This is a genomic window from Magnetococcales bacterium (assembly GCA_015231175.1).
In the GTDB taxonomy this organism is placed as follows: domain Bacteria; phylum Pseudomonadota; class Magnetococcia; order Magnetococcales; family DC0425bin3; genus HA3dbin3.
The window spans coordinates 1-16,573 of the sequence record JADGBZ010000017.1 but is presented as its reverse complement, the minus strand read 5'-3'; the positions used below and the strand labels follow the sequence as shown (position 1 = coordinate 16,573).

At 57.9% G+C, this 16,573-nt stretch carries 14 protein-coding genes; 8 read left to right on the top strand and 6 right to left on the bottom strand.

The annotated features are described in order from the left end of the window. Nucleotides 1-345: 345 nt before the first annotated feature. The 3 genes from HQL63_05830 to HQL63_05820 all read right to left on the bottom strand — a co-directional run bounded on the left by HQL63_05830 (nucleotide 346) and on the right by HQL63_05820 (nucleotide 2,131). Nucleotides 346-948 (bottom strand): YihA family ribosome biogenesis GTP-binding protein, encoded by a 603-nt coding sequence (locus HQL63_05830; GenBank protein MBF0176352.1) that lies wholly within the window; start codon nucleotides 946-948, stop codon nucleotides 346-348. Between the two features lie 184 nt (nucleotides 949-1,132). After that, the gene (locus HQL63_05825) at nucleotides 1,133-1,513 is read right to left on the bottom strand and encodes a hypothetical protein (GenBank protein MBF0176351.1); all 381 of its coding nucleotides are present in this window, start codon (nucleotides 1,511-1,513) and stop codon (nucleotides 1,133-1,135) included. Between the two features lie 81 nt (nucleotides 1,514-1,594). Then, nucleotides 1,595-2,131, bottom strand: coding sequence for a single-stranded DNA-binding protein (locus HQL63_05820; protein MBF0176350.1), 537 nt, complete (start codon nucleotides 2,129-2,131; stop codon nucleotides 1,595-1,597). A 206-nt stretch (nucleotides 2,132-2,337) separates the two neighbouring features. On the opposite strand from HQL63_05820, the gene plsY reads away from it, so the two are divergent. From plsY to topA, 3 genes are all read left to right on the top strand, one after another. Continuing rightward, the gene (gene plsY, locus HQL63_05815) at nucleotides 2,338-2,964 is read left to right on the top strand and encodes a glycerol-3-phosphate 1-O-acyltransferase PlsY (protein ID MBF0176349.1); all 627 of its coding nucleotides are present in this window, start codon (nucleotides 2,338-2,340) and stop codon (nucleotides 2,962-2,964) included. Nucleotides 2,965-2,972: 8 nt separating this feature from the next. Next, entirely contained in the window at nucleotides 2,973-4,181 is a 1,209-nt protein-coding gene (dprA, locus tag HQL63_05810; GenBank protein MBF0176348.1) for a DNA-protecting protein DprA, read from the top strand. A 248-nt stretch (nucleotides 4,182-4,429) separates the two neighbouring features. Continuing rightward, nucleotides 4,430-6,796: a type I DNA topoisomerase gene (topA, locus tag HQL63_05805; GenBank protein MBF0176347.1), complete on the top strand. Its 2,367-nt coding sequence runs from the start codon at nucleotides 4,430-4,432 to the stop codon at nucleotides 6,794-6,796. Between the two features lie 230 nt (nucleotides 6,797-7,026). Here the strand turns inward: topA and HQL63_05800 are convergent, their stop codons facing one another. Together HQL63_05800 and HQL63_05795 are read right to left on the bottom strand one after the other, a co-directional pair. Then, complete coding sequence (locus HQL63_05800) at nucleotides 7,027-8,589, bottom strand: hypothetical protein (GenBank protein MBF0176346.1); 1,563 nt, start codon at nucleotides 8,587-8,589, stop codon at nucleotides 7,027-7,029. A 32-nt stretch (nucleotides 8,590-8,621) separates the two neighbouring features. Then, nucleotides 8,622-10,019, bottom strand: coding sequence for a glutamate--cysteine ligase (locus HQL63_05795; protein ID MBF0176345.1), 1,398 nt, complete (start codon nucleotides 10,017-10,019; stop codon nucleotides 8,622-8,624). A 361-nt stretch (nucleotides 10,020-10,380) separates the two neighbouring features. Here HQL63_05795 and HQL63_05790 point away from each other — a divergent pair, with 361 nt between their 5' ends. The 5 genes from HQL63_05790 to HQL63_05770 all read left to right on the top strand — a co-directional run bounded on the left by HQL63_05790 (nucleotide 10,381) and on the right by HQL63_05770 (nucleotide 16,135). Beyond that, nucleotides 10,381-12,930, top strand: a complete 2,550-nt coding sequence (locus HQL63_05790; GenBank protein ID MBF0176344.1) for a hypothetical protein — start codon at nucleotides 10,381-10,383, stop codon at nucleotides 12,928-12,930. A 195-nt stretch (nucleotides 12,931-13,125) separates the two neighbouring features. Continuing rightward, entirely contained in the window at nucleotides 13,126-13,446 is a 321-nt protein-coding gene (locus tag HQL63_05785) for a DnaJ domain-containing protein (GenBank protein ID MBF0176343.1), read from the top strand. Nucleotides 13,447-13,448: 2 nt separating this feature from the next. Continuing rightward, nucleotides 13,449-14,111 carry a nucleotide exchange factor GrpE gene (grpE, locus tag HQL63_05780; GenBank protein ID MBF0176342.1) on the top strand — a complete coding sequence of 221 codons (663 nt, stop codon included), beginning with the start codon at nucleotides 13,449-13,451 and terminating at the stop codon, nucleotides 14,109-14,111. After that, nucleotides 14,104-15,861 (top strand): Hsp70 family protein, encoded by a 1,758-nt coding sequence (locus HQL63_05775; GenBank protein ID MBF0176341.1) that lies wholly within the window; start codon nucleotides 14,104-14,106, stop codon nucleotides 15,859-15,861. The genes grpE and HQL63_05775 overlap by 8 nt, the downstream gene beginning before the upstream one ends. Before the next feature lies 1 nt (nucleotide 15,862). Continuing rightward, nucleotides 15,863-16,135: a hypothetical protein gene (locus HQL63_05770; protein ID MBF0176340.1), complete on the top strand. Its 273-nt coding sequence runs from the start codon at nucleotides 15,863-15,865 to the stop codon at nucleotides 16,133-16,135. Here HQL63_05770 and mamC read toward each other — a convergent pair. Then, nucleotides 16,117-16,491: a magnetosome protein MamC gene (gene mamC / locus HQL63_05765; protein MBF0176339.1), complete on the bottom strand. Its 375-nt coding sequence runs from the start codon at nucleotides 16,489-16,491 to the stop codon at nucleotides 16,117-16,119. The genes HQL63_05770 and mamC overlap by 19 nt on opposite strands. Between the last annotated feature and the right edge of the window lie 82 nt (nucleotides 16,492-16,573).

Genomic DNA, 16,573 nt, shown 5'->3' with positions numbered 1-16,573 from the left:
GAGTGCGGAATAGTCAAGAAAAGTGAACACTTCAAATCATGTCGGTTGGTCCACTAGATAACTCGCGAACTGTTTGCGAATTGTACCGAGTCGCAAAACACCCCGTCAAAGTTAAAATTACATTGCGCAGCGAAAAATACTGAGCATGCCTATTAAAATTTAAGCAATATGCATACCATGTATTTATCAATCGTTCGTATACCTTAGGGCTTTTTCTGGGGCTCCTCCCCAAACCCCGCCAGGGGGAAGGGCACAGCCCTTCCCCCTGGACCCCAATTCGTTACAAAACGGGGCGCTGCCCTTGACCCGCCAGGGAGCCAGCCCCCTGGACCCCAGTTTCGTTCGTCACTGGCCTGCCAAAATCACCTCCAACCGCTGCTGCAACACATCAATCCCCTGACCACTCAAGGCCGAACACGCCACAGCAGGCCCCAGGGAAAAACCACCCAAACCACCCAACTCCGCCAACATTTCCGCCAAAGCCTGGCGTTGCCCGTTGCCGGTCAGTTTATCCATCTTGGTTACCACCGGCTGCCAGGCAATACCCAACTCCTGCAACCAAACCAACATTCCCCGATCCAAATCCGTCACACCACGCCGCAAGTCCAAAAGCACCACCACCGCCCGCACATCCCGCCTGGCCCGCAAATAAGCCCCTATGACCAGCTCCCACCCACCCCGCCGTTGCCTGGGCGCCTGAGCATAACCATATCCCGGCAAATCCACGAACAACCACCGCTCCTGAACACGAAAAAAATTGATCTCCCGGGTACAACCAGGGGTGCGACTCACCCTGGCCAACTTGCGCTGCCCCACCAGTCGGTTCAGCAAAGAGGATTTGCCCACATTGGAACGCCCGACAAAAGCAACCTCCGGAAGATTTTCCGAGGGAAATTGCGTCGCCATGACGGCCCCGGTCAAAAATTCCGCACGAAAATTCTTGGCCACGATCCCTCACAAAAAGGATTGAAAAATTGTAACTATTCAGCACCCTTGCAAGAAAAACCCGGACATGAAAGTCTTTGCCAGGGCTTCGCCCCGAACCCCACCAGGAGACCGTTCAATGCCCCGCCAGAGAACCAGCCCCTGGACCCCGACGTTGCCGGGTGGTGAATAGTTACCTGGCCCCCTGTCAGTTCTGACGGGCCGCCTTGGCTTTTTCGAGATTCTGCCGTTTTTCCGCTTTGGCTTCCTCGCGACATTTTTTGAATGCATCCGGCGCGTTGGCAGCCTTGAAACAGGCCAATCTTTTTTCCAAAAATTCGACGTGCTGCGCCTTCATCGCCTTGAATCTTTCCTGTCTCTTTTCCTTCTTCTCAGCCGGATCCCGTACCCCTTTGGCTTTCTCCATCCCGGCTGGCGCCTGCGACGACGACGCCTGGGCTGGCGCCTGGGACTGGGGCTGGGCAACCTGGGCTGGCGCCTGCGGCTGGGCGACCTGTTCCGCGGCAACGACAGGGACAAACAACAGCAGCGATGCCGCCACGGTCAAACAAACAGGGATGTGTCTCATGGTGTACCTCCTGACAGGGTTGGTCGGTAGGCGGTCGGGATCCGGGCGGGGAAAAACCATGGCCCCATGCCGGTCGGTTGCTCAGAATGGAATATCGTCGTCAAAAGTGGCCCCGCGCTCCTGATCATCGCCGCCACCTGGAGCAGGCCGACTCTGGGGCGTGTCAGGCTGACCGGCAGGAGCGCCTCCCGGCGCAAACCCGGAAGAGGGCGGGGTCGACCCGGTGTAAAGCTCCATCGGAGGTACGGGCATCTGCCCTCCACCGCCCGAACGACCATCCAGAATAAGCATTTGGCTGCCAAATTCGTTCAGGGTCACCTCAGTGGTATAACGCTCGATATTCTGCTTGTCGGTCCATTTGCGGGTTTGCAGCCGCCCCTCCAGATAGACCCTGCTCCCCTTGCGCAAATATTGCTGGGCAATTTCGGCTGCTTTGCCAAAAATAACCACCCGGTGCCATTCGGTACGCTCCTTTTTTTCCCCCTGGGCATCCTTCCACGACTCGGAAGTGGCCACGCTGAAGGCGGCAATGGGCTTGCCCGCCTGGCTGTACCGCACCTCCGGATCCGCGCCCAGGTTGCCGATCAATTGCACTTTATTCAGCGAATATGTAGCCATGGTTATCACCCTGAACAGAAAAAGAGTTCCGCACCGTTTCGCAAACCGATAGTATCCCGGCACCATAAGGATAAAAAGGGTACAATGCAAGCATTGACACCCCTTTGACGCCATGGACCAGCAAATACGGGATATGCCCCACCCAAGCAACCCAACCTGGAAGAGACGCAACCACCATGAACCCCTTGTTTCTCCCCGATCTCGCCATGGATGACCTGCTCCAGCCGCTAACTTTTCTCGTTTTCCTGGGAAGTTATCTCCTGGGCGCCGTCCCTTTTGGCCTGTTGGTCGCCCGTTGGAGCGGAGTCGGTGACATTCGTCAACAGGGAAGCGGCAACATCGGTGCGACCAATGTCCTGCGGACAGCAGGCCGGCGCGCCGGCGCCATCGCCCTGTTTCTGGACATGGCCAAGGGGGCCTTGGCCGTGCTGGTTGCCCGCCTCTACGCAGAACCAGGATCTTTTCTCGTGGCCGGAGCCGCCCTGGCCGTCTTCCTTGGCCATCTCTTTCCGATCTACCTGAAATTCAAGGGGGGCAAAGGTGTCGCCACCGGGTTGGGCATCTTTCTGGCATGGACACCCGTCACCGGCCTGCTGACCGCCGGCGCCTGGTTGCTGGGCGCCAGACTGTTTCGGATCTCCTCCATGGGCGCCCTCACCGCCTTTGCCGTGTTGCCCATGTTCCTGTACCTGTCGGATGACCCCCTTCCCGGCCATGTCGGCCTGATCCTCTCGGTGCTGGTTTATGCCCGACACCTGGGAAATATTCGCCGCATCCTGGCAGGCACAGAACCCAAAATCGGCCAAAACGGATCCACCCGAAGCGAAGGATAGAGTCCGCCATGGAACGTTCAGCATGCATCGACTGGTTGCGTCTGGTCAGGGTGCCGGGCCTGGGTCCGATACGTTTGGGGTTGTTGCAAAAACATTTTGTCCATCCCGAAACCATTCTTGCCACCCCAACCGCGACCATCCACGCAACGATCCCCTCCCTCCCCCAGTCGGTCCTGGCTGGCCTGCGGGAAGCGGCCCGACCCGAAACCGCCGCCATCGCCGCCGCCGAACTGGATCGCCTGCACGCCATGGGCAGCCAACTCCTGGTTCGGAGTGAACCCGGCTATCCACCGCTTCTGGCGGAAATCGACGATCCGCCAGCCGTACTCTTCGTCCAGGGCAATCCGGAACATTTGCTGGCAACCTGTCTGGTGGCGATCGTCGGCAGCCGGGATCCCTCATCGTCCGGATCGGCCACGGCGCGCCGTTTGGCCATGGAAATGGCCGGCCAGGGTATCGTCGTCGTCAGCGGCCTGGCGATGGGCATCGACAGCGCCGCCCATCAAGGCTCCCTGGAAGCGGGTGGACCCACCGTCGCCGTGCTGGCCACCGGTCTGGATATCAACTATCCCCCCTCCAACCACACCCTGCGCAAACGAATCGCCGCTTGCGGTTGCCTGATCACCGAAGCCTGCCTGGGCGTGCCCCCGGCTCCGGCCCTTTTTCCACCCCGCAACCGCATCATCAGCGGCCTCTCGCGAGGCGTGGTGGTGGTGGAGGCAGCCTTGCGCTCCGGCTCCCTGATCACCGCCCGTTTGGCGATGGAACAAAATCGAGAGGTGTTTGCCGTGCCTGGTTCGGTGACCACACAACGCAGCCAGGGGTGTCACCGCCTCCTGCGGGATGGCGCACGCCTTGTGGAAGATGTCAACGATGTGCTGGAAGAGTTCAAATGGAACCTGGGCCAACGTGCGCATGCACAACCCGCCACTTCCCCCGCCTTTCCACCTGCAACCCCACCAGTATGCACGCCAGCCAGCCGGGAAAAATCCCCCCACCCCAACCAGGAAGCGCTCCCGGTACCTCCCACGGTTCAATTCTCCCCTGTCGAGGCCGCCATTCTGGATCAACTCAAGGCAGGCCCCGCACAAACCGACGCGCTGGCGAGGAGTTGTCAATTGACAGCCGCAACGCTTTCCCGCATTTTACTTCACCTGGAGCTGATCGGTGTCGTGGTGCGCCTGCCAGGGAATATTTTTGGTCTGAAAAAGGTGTAACCATTCAGCACCTGGCGACAAGTCTGGATTCAGGGGGCTGGCTCCCTGGCAAGTCCAGTGGTGACGAAGGGTTCTGGTAATTATTCACCACCCTTTCAAGAAAAGCCCGAATATGAAAACTTTTGTCGGGGCTTTGCCCCGAACCCACCAGGACTCTGTCCTGGACCTGCCAGGGAGCCGGCCCCCTGGACCCCAATTCGTTGCACACCCACCGGAACCATCAGAGATTGTTGACGGAAGCCAAACACATGACAGCCATTGTCGTCGTCGAGTCCCCCGCCAAGGCGCGGACCATCAATAAATTCCTTGGAGCGGGCTACGAGGTGATCGCCTCCTATGGTCACATTCGTGATTTGCCGAAAAAAAGTGGCTCGGTGCTGCCCGAGGAGGGCTTCCGGATGTGCTACGAAGTACCAAAAACTTCGCAAAAACATGTAGATGCCATTGCAAAGGCCGTCAAGAAGGCCGACACCCTCCTGCTGGCAACCGACCCCGATCGTGAAGGCGAAGCGATCTCCTGGCATGTCCTTGAGGCCCTGCGGGAAAGAAATGTATTGGGCAAGGTGCCGATCAAACGGGTCGTGTTTCATGAAATCACCCAGCGCGCCATCCAGGAGGCCATCGCCCATGCCCGGGATGTGGACATGGACATGGTCAATGCCCAACAAGCCCGGCGCGCCCTGGATTATCTGGTGGGTTTCAACCTGAGCCCCTTGTTGTGGAAAAAGGTGCGGCGAGGCCTCTCTGCCGGACGGGTGCAATCGGTGGCCCTGCGGCTGGTCTGCGAGCGCGAGGCGGAGATCCGCGCCTTCACGTCCCAGGAGTACTGGAGCATCATCGCCGAGGTGGAAAAAAAAGATACCCCGCAACGATTCCCGGCGCGGCTGGCCGTGGCGGAAGGGGAGAAGCTCGACAAATTTTCCATTCCCAACGCCGAGCGTGCCCAGCAACTGGTCGCCGCCATCAAGGACCAACCCCTCTTTCTCACCGAATTGGAAAAAAAGCAGGTCAAGCGCAATCCGGCCCCCCCCTTCATCACCTCCACGTTGCAACAGGAGGCCTCCCGCAAACTGGGTTTCTCCGCTCGCAAGACCATGGCCACCGCCCAGCAGCTCTACGAGGGGGTCGAAGTCCCCACGGCAGATGGTGGCAAGGAGGTTGTCGGACTCATCACCTACATGCGTACCGACTCGGTCAATCTGGCCGCCGAGGCCATTGCAGCCTTGCGGGATTTGATCAAGGAGCGCTACGGCGCCAATTATCTCCCCAAGACGGAGCGGCGTTTCAAATCCTCCACCAAAAATGCTCAGGAGGCCCATGAGGCGGTACGTCCCACCGATCCCAGACGCCTGCCCGAGCACCTCTCCCGCGTCCTGACCAAGGACCAGTTGCATCTGTACGAGCTGGTCTGGAAACGGGCCGTGGCTTGTCAAATGGAGGCAGCTCGCATCGATCAGGTCAGTGCTGTCCTGGCCGTCGGTGCTGATGATCCCAAGGCCCCCTATCGGTTGAAGGCCACCGGCTCATCCGTGGCCTTTGATGGTTTTCGCAAGGTGTACGACGAAAGCGCCGATGCCGTTTCAGCCCAGGATCGTGACGACGATGAAAATGCCGCCATGCTTCCCCCGCTGAGTAAGGGAGAGGTGTTGCGCCAAAACAAGCTGGAGCCCCATCAGCACTTCACCGAGCCCCCGCCACGCTATACCGAAGCCAGCCTGGTCAAGGCCCTGGAGGGCTACGGCATCGGGCGACCCTCCACCTACGCCCCCACCATGTCCACCATTCAGGAACGTGGTTACGCCCGTCTGGAAAAACGGCAATTTCACCCCGAGGATCTGGGCATTGTCGTCAATACCTTTTTGGTGCAACATTTCTCTCAGTATGTGGATTACAACTTCACCGCCCACCTGGAGGACGAACTGGATGCCGTCTCCCGTGGCGAAAAGGCCTGGGTGCCGCTCCTCGAAACCTTCTGGGGACCGTTCATCCATCAAGTCCAGGAGAAGGAACAATCCACCAAAAAATCCGACATCACCTCCGAGGCCACCGACGAGACCTGCCCTACCTGCGGCAAGCCCGTGATGATCAAATTGGGGCGTTTCGGTCGCTTCAAGGCCTGTTCCGGGTATCCCGAGTGCCGCTTTACCGAAAACATCAAAAAACAGGGAGCGGGAGAGCAGGCGGAGTCCGCCCCTGCCGAGCCCGTCCTGTCCGACCGGAAGTGCGACAAATGCGGCAGCCCCATGCAGATCAAGGATGGCCGTTTCGGCAAATTTTTGGCCTGCACCGCCTATCCCAAATGCAGCAATATTCAACCCCTGGAGAAGCCACGTGAAACTGGCGTCCCTTGCCCCGAGTGCAGCAAGGGAACGTTCCTGGCTAAAAAATCCCGGCGCGGCAAGGTGTTTTACTCTTGTTCCCGCTACCCGGATTGCAAAAAAGCCCTGTGGGATCTCCCGTTACCGATCCCCTGCCCCCTCTGCAACGCCCCCTTCCTGACGCAAAAAGTCACCAAACGTCGTGGCACCGAACACATCTGCGTTACCGAAGGGTGTACCCACAAAGTGGTGGTGGCCCCGCCTGGAGTTGAGGCGCCGGAGAGAGAGGCGGATTAAACAAAAGGATGTATCTGTTCAGCGCCCACCCAAAAAACGATTGAAAAACTGGGATGGAGGTCCAGGAGGAAGGGCTGCGCCCTTCCTCCTGGTGGGGTTCGGGGCGAAGACCTGACAAAGGCTTTCATGTCCAGGTTTTTCTTGGGGGTTCGGGGCGAAGCCCTGACAAAGGCTTTCATGTCCAGGCTTTTCTTGAAAGGGCGCTGGATCGTCGCTCCGGATCCAGCCGCTCACGGACACCGGCCCAGATGACGATTCCGGGCCACAGTCCAGGTTGCATTTTGTTCACACAACTCGATTTGTTCTGCCAGTCCGGTACCTTCGAGTGCCGATAACAGGGTCTGAAAAGATGGGGTGGTCATGACATACTGCCCGGTCTTCGTGGCCAGAATGTTTTTCAAGACAGGCAGGGAGGCAGGGTAGCGCAGACTCTCCTCCGGAGCCATATCCACGGACAGATGCTCCCAAACAAAGATTCCGTCCAGGGGATGGAGTACCTGATATGTTCGGTAGTCAAGGGCGGTCAGGCTGGACAGGCCGTTGAGCCTTGGCAACAACGACACCATATGCTCGCGCAGCCCATCCCGGGCAGACCAGGCACGCAGGTCGTTGGTCCGGTCCACCACACTCCAAACCACAAACAACAACAAGACTCCCATAAACCGTCGTTGCGACCGGTTCAGCGCTCCGTCTCTGTCCTGATAAACAAATCCCGGAAAAAACGTCATGAGAATAAACAGACATCCCACTGTCAAAGGATAAAAGCGATCGCTGTTGAACGGAGAGCGCAGCGTATATTTTACCATCCGGACCATATTGGATAATAAACCTTTGCCGTCAACCATCTCGCCTGGTATGCCCTGCAAGAATACAAGGAAAAATGGTATGAAGAAAATCAAATACAAAACACCTGGATGGTCACGATCCCAATGGCGGATCCATTCCATTCTCCCGCGTCGGCTCATCCAACCAAGTAAAAGCAAACCAAGCACCAGTGAAACAATAAAAACGACACGACTTGGAATGGCAAACGTGGCCATGTGAATAGACATATTGTGATGTAAAACAAAAATCAGGTACAACACGGAGGGCAGTCCAAGAGCCAGAGCGGCGAAAGCCCGATTCCGTATGACCAGCAAACACGCTGCCAACAGCATGATGATGGTAAAGTCCTCCCGCCACGCTATTCCGCAAGCGGAAACCACCCATAACAGAAACAAATCCGGCTTCCAGGCAAACAGGAACACAAAGATCAGGACCATTCCCCCCCAGCCGCTGTAGGTACGAAGGTCTGCAAGTACACTTGGCATGAAAGAAGGAAGCCATATGCCAGAGAGAAAAAAAATTCCGCTTGTAATTCGATTTCCGGTCAACCGTAAAATAACGAATGATCCAAACAATACAACACATACTGCCATAAGGTAGTAAAAAATAAAAACAGAACCCAGATTTCCCCACCATCGAAATACCAAAGCCAGGAGATGCTCTATCGGACTGATATGAATCATATATCTGTCCTGAACTGTCGGATTGGCATCAATGGCCACAAAGCCCATCATCGAGTTGCCCAGGGAGTTGACACGCAACCGGGCGGTTTCCGGTCCTGTCAATCGATAAACATTGATAAGATAATCCTTGACGTGAAAAGAGAGGGTGTCCCTCTTTGCAACATAGATAAAATAAGTTGATGCAGAGGTCAAGACCAGCAGCAAAACAAGAAAAGATAACCATATGCTATATCTATTTTCACATATGGACATTTTTTCTCGCATAAAACAATAATCCTTAATCAACCCTGGGCATGATGAATGGTGCTTTTCGGCGTCTACTTCTGGCACCGGGCATAAAAGGACTCGAACTCCTCCTCCCGAAACAGCGGATTGACCGATTGGCCCCATCGGGTGCGGTAGGCCTTCAAAAGCTTTTCCGCCGGCGTGATGCCGCTCTCCGCCACACGAAACAGGGGTTGCAGATAGATGGACTCGTCGCAGCCGTCGCTGTTCTTGACGGCTTGCCGGTTCAGGCTGGCACGGGCAATTTCCAGGACGGCGATCCCCAACTCCCGCAGGGTGCGTTTCCCGGGAATGGGGGTGCGCAAACCAAGCCGGGGCACTTCGGCCTGAATGGCGGCGCGCTCCTCTGGAGTCCAATGGGCAACCTTCCCCCAGGCTTCATCCATGGCCCGGTCATCGTAGAGAATCCCTTTCCAGAGGGCGGGAAGAGCGGAAAGATTGGCCGAGTTGCCGGCATCGGCCCCCCGGGTTTCGAGAAAATGTTTCAGCCGCACATCCGGAAAAAGGGTGGTCAAGTGCAGACTCCAATCCGCCACGGTGGGATATTGGCCTGGCAGAGCCGGCAGACGACCAGCCAAAAACTCCCGAAATGGCACTCCACCCGCCTCATGGTACTGGCCGTCCCGATAATAAAAAAACATGGGAACGTCCAGGGCATACTCCACATAGCTCTGAAAGCCAAACCCTTCCGCAAACACAAAGGGAAGTGCGCCGCACCGGTCTGGATCGGTATGCCGCCAGATCTCCGATCGCCAGGAGAGAAAACCGTTGGGACGCCCATCGGTGAAGGGGGAGTTGGCAAACAGGGCGGTCGCCAAGGGTTGCAGGGCCAGGGCCAAACGAAACTTGGCCACCATGTCTGCCTCACTGGCAAAATCGAGATTGGCCTGCACAGTGGCGGTGCGGGTCATCATGTCCAGGCCCAGGGTTCCCCGGGTGGGGAGATAGGCTTGCATGAACCGGTAACGTTCTTTGGGCATCCAGGGAATTTCGGCGCGTGGGCATTTGGGTTGCGCCCCCACCCCGACAAAAGCGACACCCAAATCCCGGCACGCCACGCCCAACTGGTCCAGATGGGTGTTGATCTCCGCCTGGGTCTGGTGAATGTTTTCCTGCGGCGCACCGGACAGCTCCAACTGACCACCCGGCTCCAGGGTGATGGAAGCCTGACCCTGTAGCAGGGCGATCGGCTGCCCCCTCTCGTAAACAGGCTGCCAACCAAATGTTGCAGCCATTTTCTCAAGGATGACCCGAATGCCGGCAGGACCATCGTAGGGAACAGGGATCATGCCCCTTTTCCGGAAGCCAAATTTTTCGTGCTCCGTACCTATGCGCCACTGGGAGCGCGGCTTGCATCCGGCCTCCATGTAGGCAACCAGATCTCCCAGGGAGGTAACCGGTTGCTGATCCGTCGAAACGATGGTGGACATCAACACACGTCCATTTCTGCAAAGTGGATGAATCTGAGGTGCGTCGCTCGCATCACAGCCGGAATCGATATGACGATCACCGGGCGAGGCATTGTACGCAAAACCGCGTCGTTCAGGAACGGATATCCCCATGGCTGGCGACAAAAACCATCGCCCCCCACAAAGCTGGGCGGACCATGCAGGCATAACGAGGCTTTTTTCTTGAAAGGAATGGTCAAGGCAATCGCGGTGAATGAGTACTAAATCTTGCCAACGCCCTTCCGGATGGAGGATACTGGCCCGGAGTTGATTGTGGATGCAGGTAGGCGCGCTGCTGTCAGGAAGGCGCTTCCATTCCGGCTACAGCTCGACGGGGAGGGGCATGTCACGGGCGAAAAAGAAACAATCGGGCGCCAGGACAGGCGATTCTGCCCGCTCCGTGCGCCCTGAAGATGGCGCCGCTCTCCTGCGGGAAGGGCACTGGCGGCGGGCCATCGATTTTTTCAAGCCTCTGGCCAAGGAAGATGCCCACGCCCGGGAACAGCTCATCATCGCCTACCAGGGGAGGGCGCGGGAACTTGCCGACAAAGGCATGTACGTCGAGGCGGCAGCCATGCTGGAAAGTACCGTCCAGTTGGGTGCGCCACGCCCCGACCCGGTCGTTTATCTTCCTTGGCTCATGCAGGCCAATTGGGTGGGCAAGGGCGTCGAGCTGCTCATGGCAGGAGATGACTCCTGGAAGAACCAACACCCTGACCTTTGGGAAAAAGGTCAGGAGTGGTTGGCCGCCCTCCTGTTGACCGGACAGGCGAATGTTTTGCCCGCCTTGCCCGCAGACTCACCTTTGCCAGCCCAGAAAAATCTCGTTTTGCAGGCCCTGGAGTCCTGGCAAAAAGGGGATGAGATCACGGCTGGCCAGGTCATCAGGCAGTTACCCCTTCGTTCCCCTTTTCGCCGCTGGCGTGTTTTTCTGCAAGCCCTGTTGGAGCCGGATCACACTCGGGCCAACCGGCTCCTGGACACCATTCCCGGGGACTCCCTGATCTCCCCCTGGGTTGGCATTGCCCGAGCCGTTCGGGAAGAGAACATGGCACTGGTCTCCGCCTTGCGATCTCTGCCTGAATCGGGATTACGTCTGGCAGCTCGCATCCTGGGTATCGCGGAGCCCCGGATGCGCCTTTTTCGCGATCTTGTTGCCAGGGCCCATGAACCAGGCAGGCTTTTTTCCACCATTTTGGGCGCTAAAAATCCCCCCTGGCCACAACAGGAGGCGGAACGGGCCTGTCGAGCCATCCTGCCCCACCATGCCACCAGCCTGGCGCCGTATCAAAATCATTTCCCCCCCCTGCCCGATTGGGAAGCATCGCGTTTGCAGGCCATTCAGGCTGAGCGGAAACATGCCTGGGTTTCGGCGATTGCCTCGTGGAAAAGGTGCATCCAGGAGCTGCACCAACGTGCGGAAGAGAAGGATAATCGGTTGCTCATCGCGGCCATCCATCGCCACTTGGCTCCATTGTTGAACAGGGTTGGCAAGGAGAGCACCTCCTCCCTGAAGACAAGCCTGGAATTTGACCCGGAGCACCGGGAGACATGGCTGGAAGTGCTGACCGGTGAAACCTCGAACGACCAACCGTCGGAACGGCGTATCTGGGTGGAAAAGGCCTTGCTGCGCTTCCCCCAGGATGTGACCTTCCTTGAAGCGGCCATGGATCTGGCTCTCGCCACCAAAGCCTTCAAAAAGGCAGCCAATCTGGCACGAAAAATTTTGGACCAGGATCCCATTCACCGGGGCGTTCGGGAAAAGATGATCCATGCCCATCTGGCCCACGCCCGCAAGCAGGTGCAGGCGGGGCGACTGGATCTGGCTGCAAAGGAAATGGACCAGGCCCAGGCCATGGACCGGGCCGAGACGCCCCATGCCATGCTGATCATCTGCCGGGGTCTTCTGGAGGTGGCACGCCACAACGACGACACCGCCAGGAATTTACTCGCTACTGCCGCAGCCTCTCTGGACTTTCCCCTGGGGACCGCCTGTCTGGTGGCCATCGAAGCCAGACGCATGCGCCTGCCCGGAGGCAGGTTGAAAACATGGCAGAAAGATCTGGAGACGCTCCTGCGCGCCACCCGGGACTCGGCATCCGTGGTGCGCATGGCAGAGATTGTCCGCAGGTCGTCGCCGACCATCGATGCAGCGATCCGGGAGACCCTGGCGCCTGTGCAAAAAGAGTTGCGGCGCCTGGCCAAAACAACGTGGTCGCGACAGACCTTGGAGGGACTTTGCGAGTTTTGGCATGAAAACAATCTTCATACCATCCTGCACGCCCATGCCAAACAGGGTTTGCTGCAGTGGCCCGACCAACCACTCTGGGTGTACTACGATATCCATGCCCAAACCGAAGGCAATAAACAGCGGATACGCAGTGCAGATTGGCAAGCCCTGAAGCAGGCGGCACGTCAGGCCCGGGGCGCCCATGATTACCGTCTGGCGAAGCGTATTGAGCTTTTGCTGGGTTGGGACGACCATGATATCTTCGGTTATGATCGATCACCCCTGGATGACGACGAGGACGATTTTTTTGGTGATAAGGGGCCTTTCGGGAGTCTCGACTCCTCGCAAACACCTTTTGGCAGTATGGAAGATGTGCCCTTCATGGTGTTCCGAACCATACTCGAAGATGCCTTGCCGGGGTGGCGGCGCAAAGATCGTCGCGTTGTTCGGAATCTGCTCCTGGAGACTCTTGGGTCAATCCCCATACCCGCTGAGGATCTTGACCACTTGATCGACCTTTTCCTGGCCGAGGAGATGCCGGAAACACCGGGTGAACCACCCCGACAGGAGACGCCCAAACCCCGCCAGGGAGGATCCAAAAAAACTCCCCGCCAAAGGAATCCGCGCCAACTGGATCTGGATTTGGATTTTGATCAGGAGTGACCGGTCATTTTTTGTAACTATTCACCACCCTTTCAAGAAAAACCTGGATATGAAAGCCTTTGTCAGGGCTTCGCCCCGAACTCCGCCAGGGCGCTGCCCTGGACCCGCCAGGGAGCCAGCCACCTGGACCCCGATGCGTGGCCGGGTGGCGAATAGTTACCTTTTTTTCAATCATTATATTAGGGGGGCTTCTCCATGACCCATCCATTCGCCATTCTCGGTGTTGGCCCTGATGCCAACGATGAAGAAATTCGCCAAGCCTACCTGCGGTTGGTGCGGGAATTTCCCCCGGAGCGCGATCCGCAACGCTTCCAGGTTGTGCGCGAGGCCTACGATGCGGTGGAAAACCAGCGCAAACGTCTGGCGTATCGACTTTTTGCTACGCCCGAGGTGGATCTGACCCCACTTCTGTTGGCTTGCCTGCAAGGCGGAAAATCACAACGTCCTGGAACCAACGATTGGCTGGAATTACTGAGAAAAGAGTTGAAAGAGCATCGTTTTATTGGAGATTCATGATCATGGAAGAAAAAAAAGCCCTGCTGCTGGAACAGTTTCGGATCCTGTTGGATCGCGCCGATGCAGAGGGGCATTTTTTGCAGGAGGATGCTCCCGATCTTCAGGCGTTGTTTGTCGAGTTGGCCGCGCTCAAGAACGAGGTCCGTATCGAGTCCCGCCAACTCAAAGCGGCATTGGATCAATTCCGTCAGGTGTTTGATCTGGTGGATGGCAGCCAAAAAAGCCTGCAACGCGAGCTGGATGGCGCCCGGGAGAAGGAACAGGGCCATCTTCGCGCCCTGACCAGGGGATGGCTGTTGGAGATGCTGGAGATCCGGGATCGTCTGGAAGCCGGTCTGGCCGCCCTGGAGAGTCATCGGCTGCCGCGTTTGTCGCAGTGGTTGTATCCAAGGGAAGTGGCCTGGTTGACAGGTATGCGGGAGGGGCAAACCCTGCTCCTCAAACGCCTGGATGCCCAGCTCGCCGCACGGCAGGTGCAGGCCATCCAGGCCATTGGCAAGGTCTTGGATCCACACTGCATGCAAGCCGTAGCCACCTCCTGGCAGGAGGCGTTACCGGAAGGTGTGGTGACGGAAGAGGCCCGCAAAGGGTTCCACTGGGGGAGTGAGGTGCTACGCCTGGCGGAGGTGAAGGTCAACCAACAAACGGGAACGCAACATGACTGAGACAATTATCGGCATCGATCTGGGCACCACCAACTCGGAAGTTGCCGTATTCCAGGATGGCCAGACCCGGGTATTGGCCAACGCGGCGGGTGAACACATTCTCCCCTCCTTTGTCGGACTGGCGGATGACGGCGCCCTGTTGGTGGGACAACCTGCCCGCAACCAGTATGTCGTTCATCCCGAACGCACCGTCAAGTCGATCAAGCGGCGCATGGGCGAAACGTGTCGGATTACCATGGGCGGGGAGAGTTACACGCCCCAGGAAATTTCAGCCATGATCCTGCGGCGCCTGCGGGAAATGGCGGAAGAAGCGCTTGGACATCCAGTACAAAAAGCCGTGATCACCATACCGGCCTATTTTTCCGATGTTCAGCGTCAGGCCACCCGGGAAGCAGGCGAAATTGCAGGACTGGAAGTCGTGCGCATCATCCAGGAACCCACTGCCGCAGCCCTGGCCTACGAGGCCGGTCATCAGGGAAGCCGGAGGATTCTGGTCTACGATCTGGGTGGGGGAACCTTCGACGTTTCGGTGGTCCGGATCGAAAATGATGTGGTAGAGGTCATCTCCAGCCATGGCAACAACCACCTGGGAGGCGATGACTTCGATCAAAAAATTGTCGACCATCTGGTAACCCATTTGCAGCGGGAGCAGGGGGTTGATGTGTCAACCAACCCGTTGGCCATGGCCCGCCTGCAACGTAGCGCCGAAGCCTGCAAACGCCAGCTTTCGGACCACCCCTATGCCACCATCGAGGAAGAGTATCTGACGGAGTTGGTCGGCAAACCGGTACACCTGGCCATGGAGCTTTCCCGCCAGGAGTATGAAACAATGATTACACCGTTCATCGAAGAGACCCTGGCCGCAGTCCATACCGCCCTGAATGGAGCCAGCCTCACAGCTTCCGCCATGGACGAGGTGTTGCTGGTCGGAGGGGCGACCCGCACGCCGTTGGTGCGCGAACGCCTGATGAAGGTTTTTGGGCTGATACCCCGGAGCGAAATCGACCCGGATCTGTGTGTAGCCATGGGAGCAGCCATCCAGGGGGCCGTGATCGGTGGGGAAAAGGCCGCTGCAATCCTGGTGGATGTGACCCCCTACACCTTCGGCATAGGCGTTGTGGGCGAACTGGACGGTTATTGGCGGCCCCATGTTTTTTCACCGATCATTCGTAAAAACACGCCGGTCCCAGTGAGCAGGAGCGAGGTTTATGCCACCGTCCAGGATGGCCAGGAGTCCGTGGAGATCGAGATTTATCAGGGAGAGCACCCCGACGCCCTGCAAAATATCAAGATCGGTAATTTCCAGATCGAGGGGCTCAGTGACGTTGATGCGGGCAATGAGATCATTCTACAGCTTGACCTTGACCTCGATGGCATCCTGCGGGTAACAGCCCGGGAAAAGCGAACCGGCCTGGAAAAGCGGATTACCATCGAAAATGCCATGGCCAAACGAAGCGAGGCCCATTTGAGCGAGGCCCGATCCCGGGTGGCGGCCCTGTTTGGGGATGACATCGCCCAGACAGGCCAGCCTGCCAGCTCATCATCGCCGCCCCATCTACAGGAGATTGTTCAGGCCAAGACGCTGATAAAAAAGGCGGAACGCCTGCTGGAACAGGCAACGCCGGATGATCGGGAGGAGATGATCAACCTGATCGAGGCCATTCAAGATGCGTTGGCTGCGGCAGACATCGCGTCCGTCAAGCGCAGCAGCGAACCCCTGGCCGAAATTCTCTTCTATCTGGAGAGCTGACGTGGAACGCTGTCCCATCTGCCGAGGGTCCATCGGGGAGGAGGGTCGGTGTCTGCGCTGTGGAGCCGACCTGGAGCTGGTCATGCAAGCCCGGAGGCGTGGCGAGGCCTTGTTGCAGCAAGCTGTGGTACAGATTCTCGCCGGACACCGATCCGAGGCCATGGAGTCACTGCGCCGATCCAGACTATGGCACCGGCGCCCTCTGGCCGGGTGGCTGCTTCGTCTGTTGCAGGATGGCGCAGCAGCGCCCGACCATCAGGCCATGCTGGAATAGACCTCATCCATCTGATGGGCCAGCTCGCTCTGGCGCTTTTTGCGGAACTCTCTCTCCAGGTACTCCATACCCCGGTCGCAGGCATATTTTCCGACAGCCCCCGCGATGAAAGCCGTGCCCAGGGAGACCACCAGCCCGCCACCCACCACACCCGCCGAAAAGGCGCTGAAAGCGGTCGCAATCCCGGCGCCAACCGCCTCTTTGCCGGTATCGGCCAGCATCTCCCGATTGTCGATTTCGCATTTCTCCTTCCTCTGGATGTTTTTTGCCAAGGCGCCCGCTCCGCCAACGACCCCGCCCAAAACACCCACACCACCGACACTCTGCGCCAGATACACAGCCAAATTGAAGGACATGACACACTCCCCCGGATATGTTGAACGATGGTAACTATTCACCACCCTTGCAAGAAAAGCCTGGACAGGAAAGCCTTTGTCA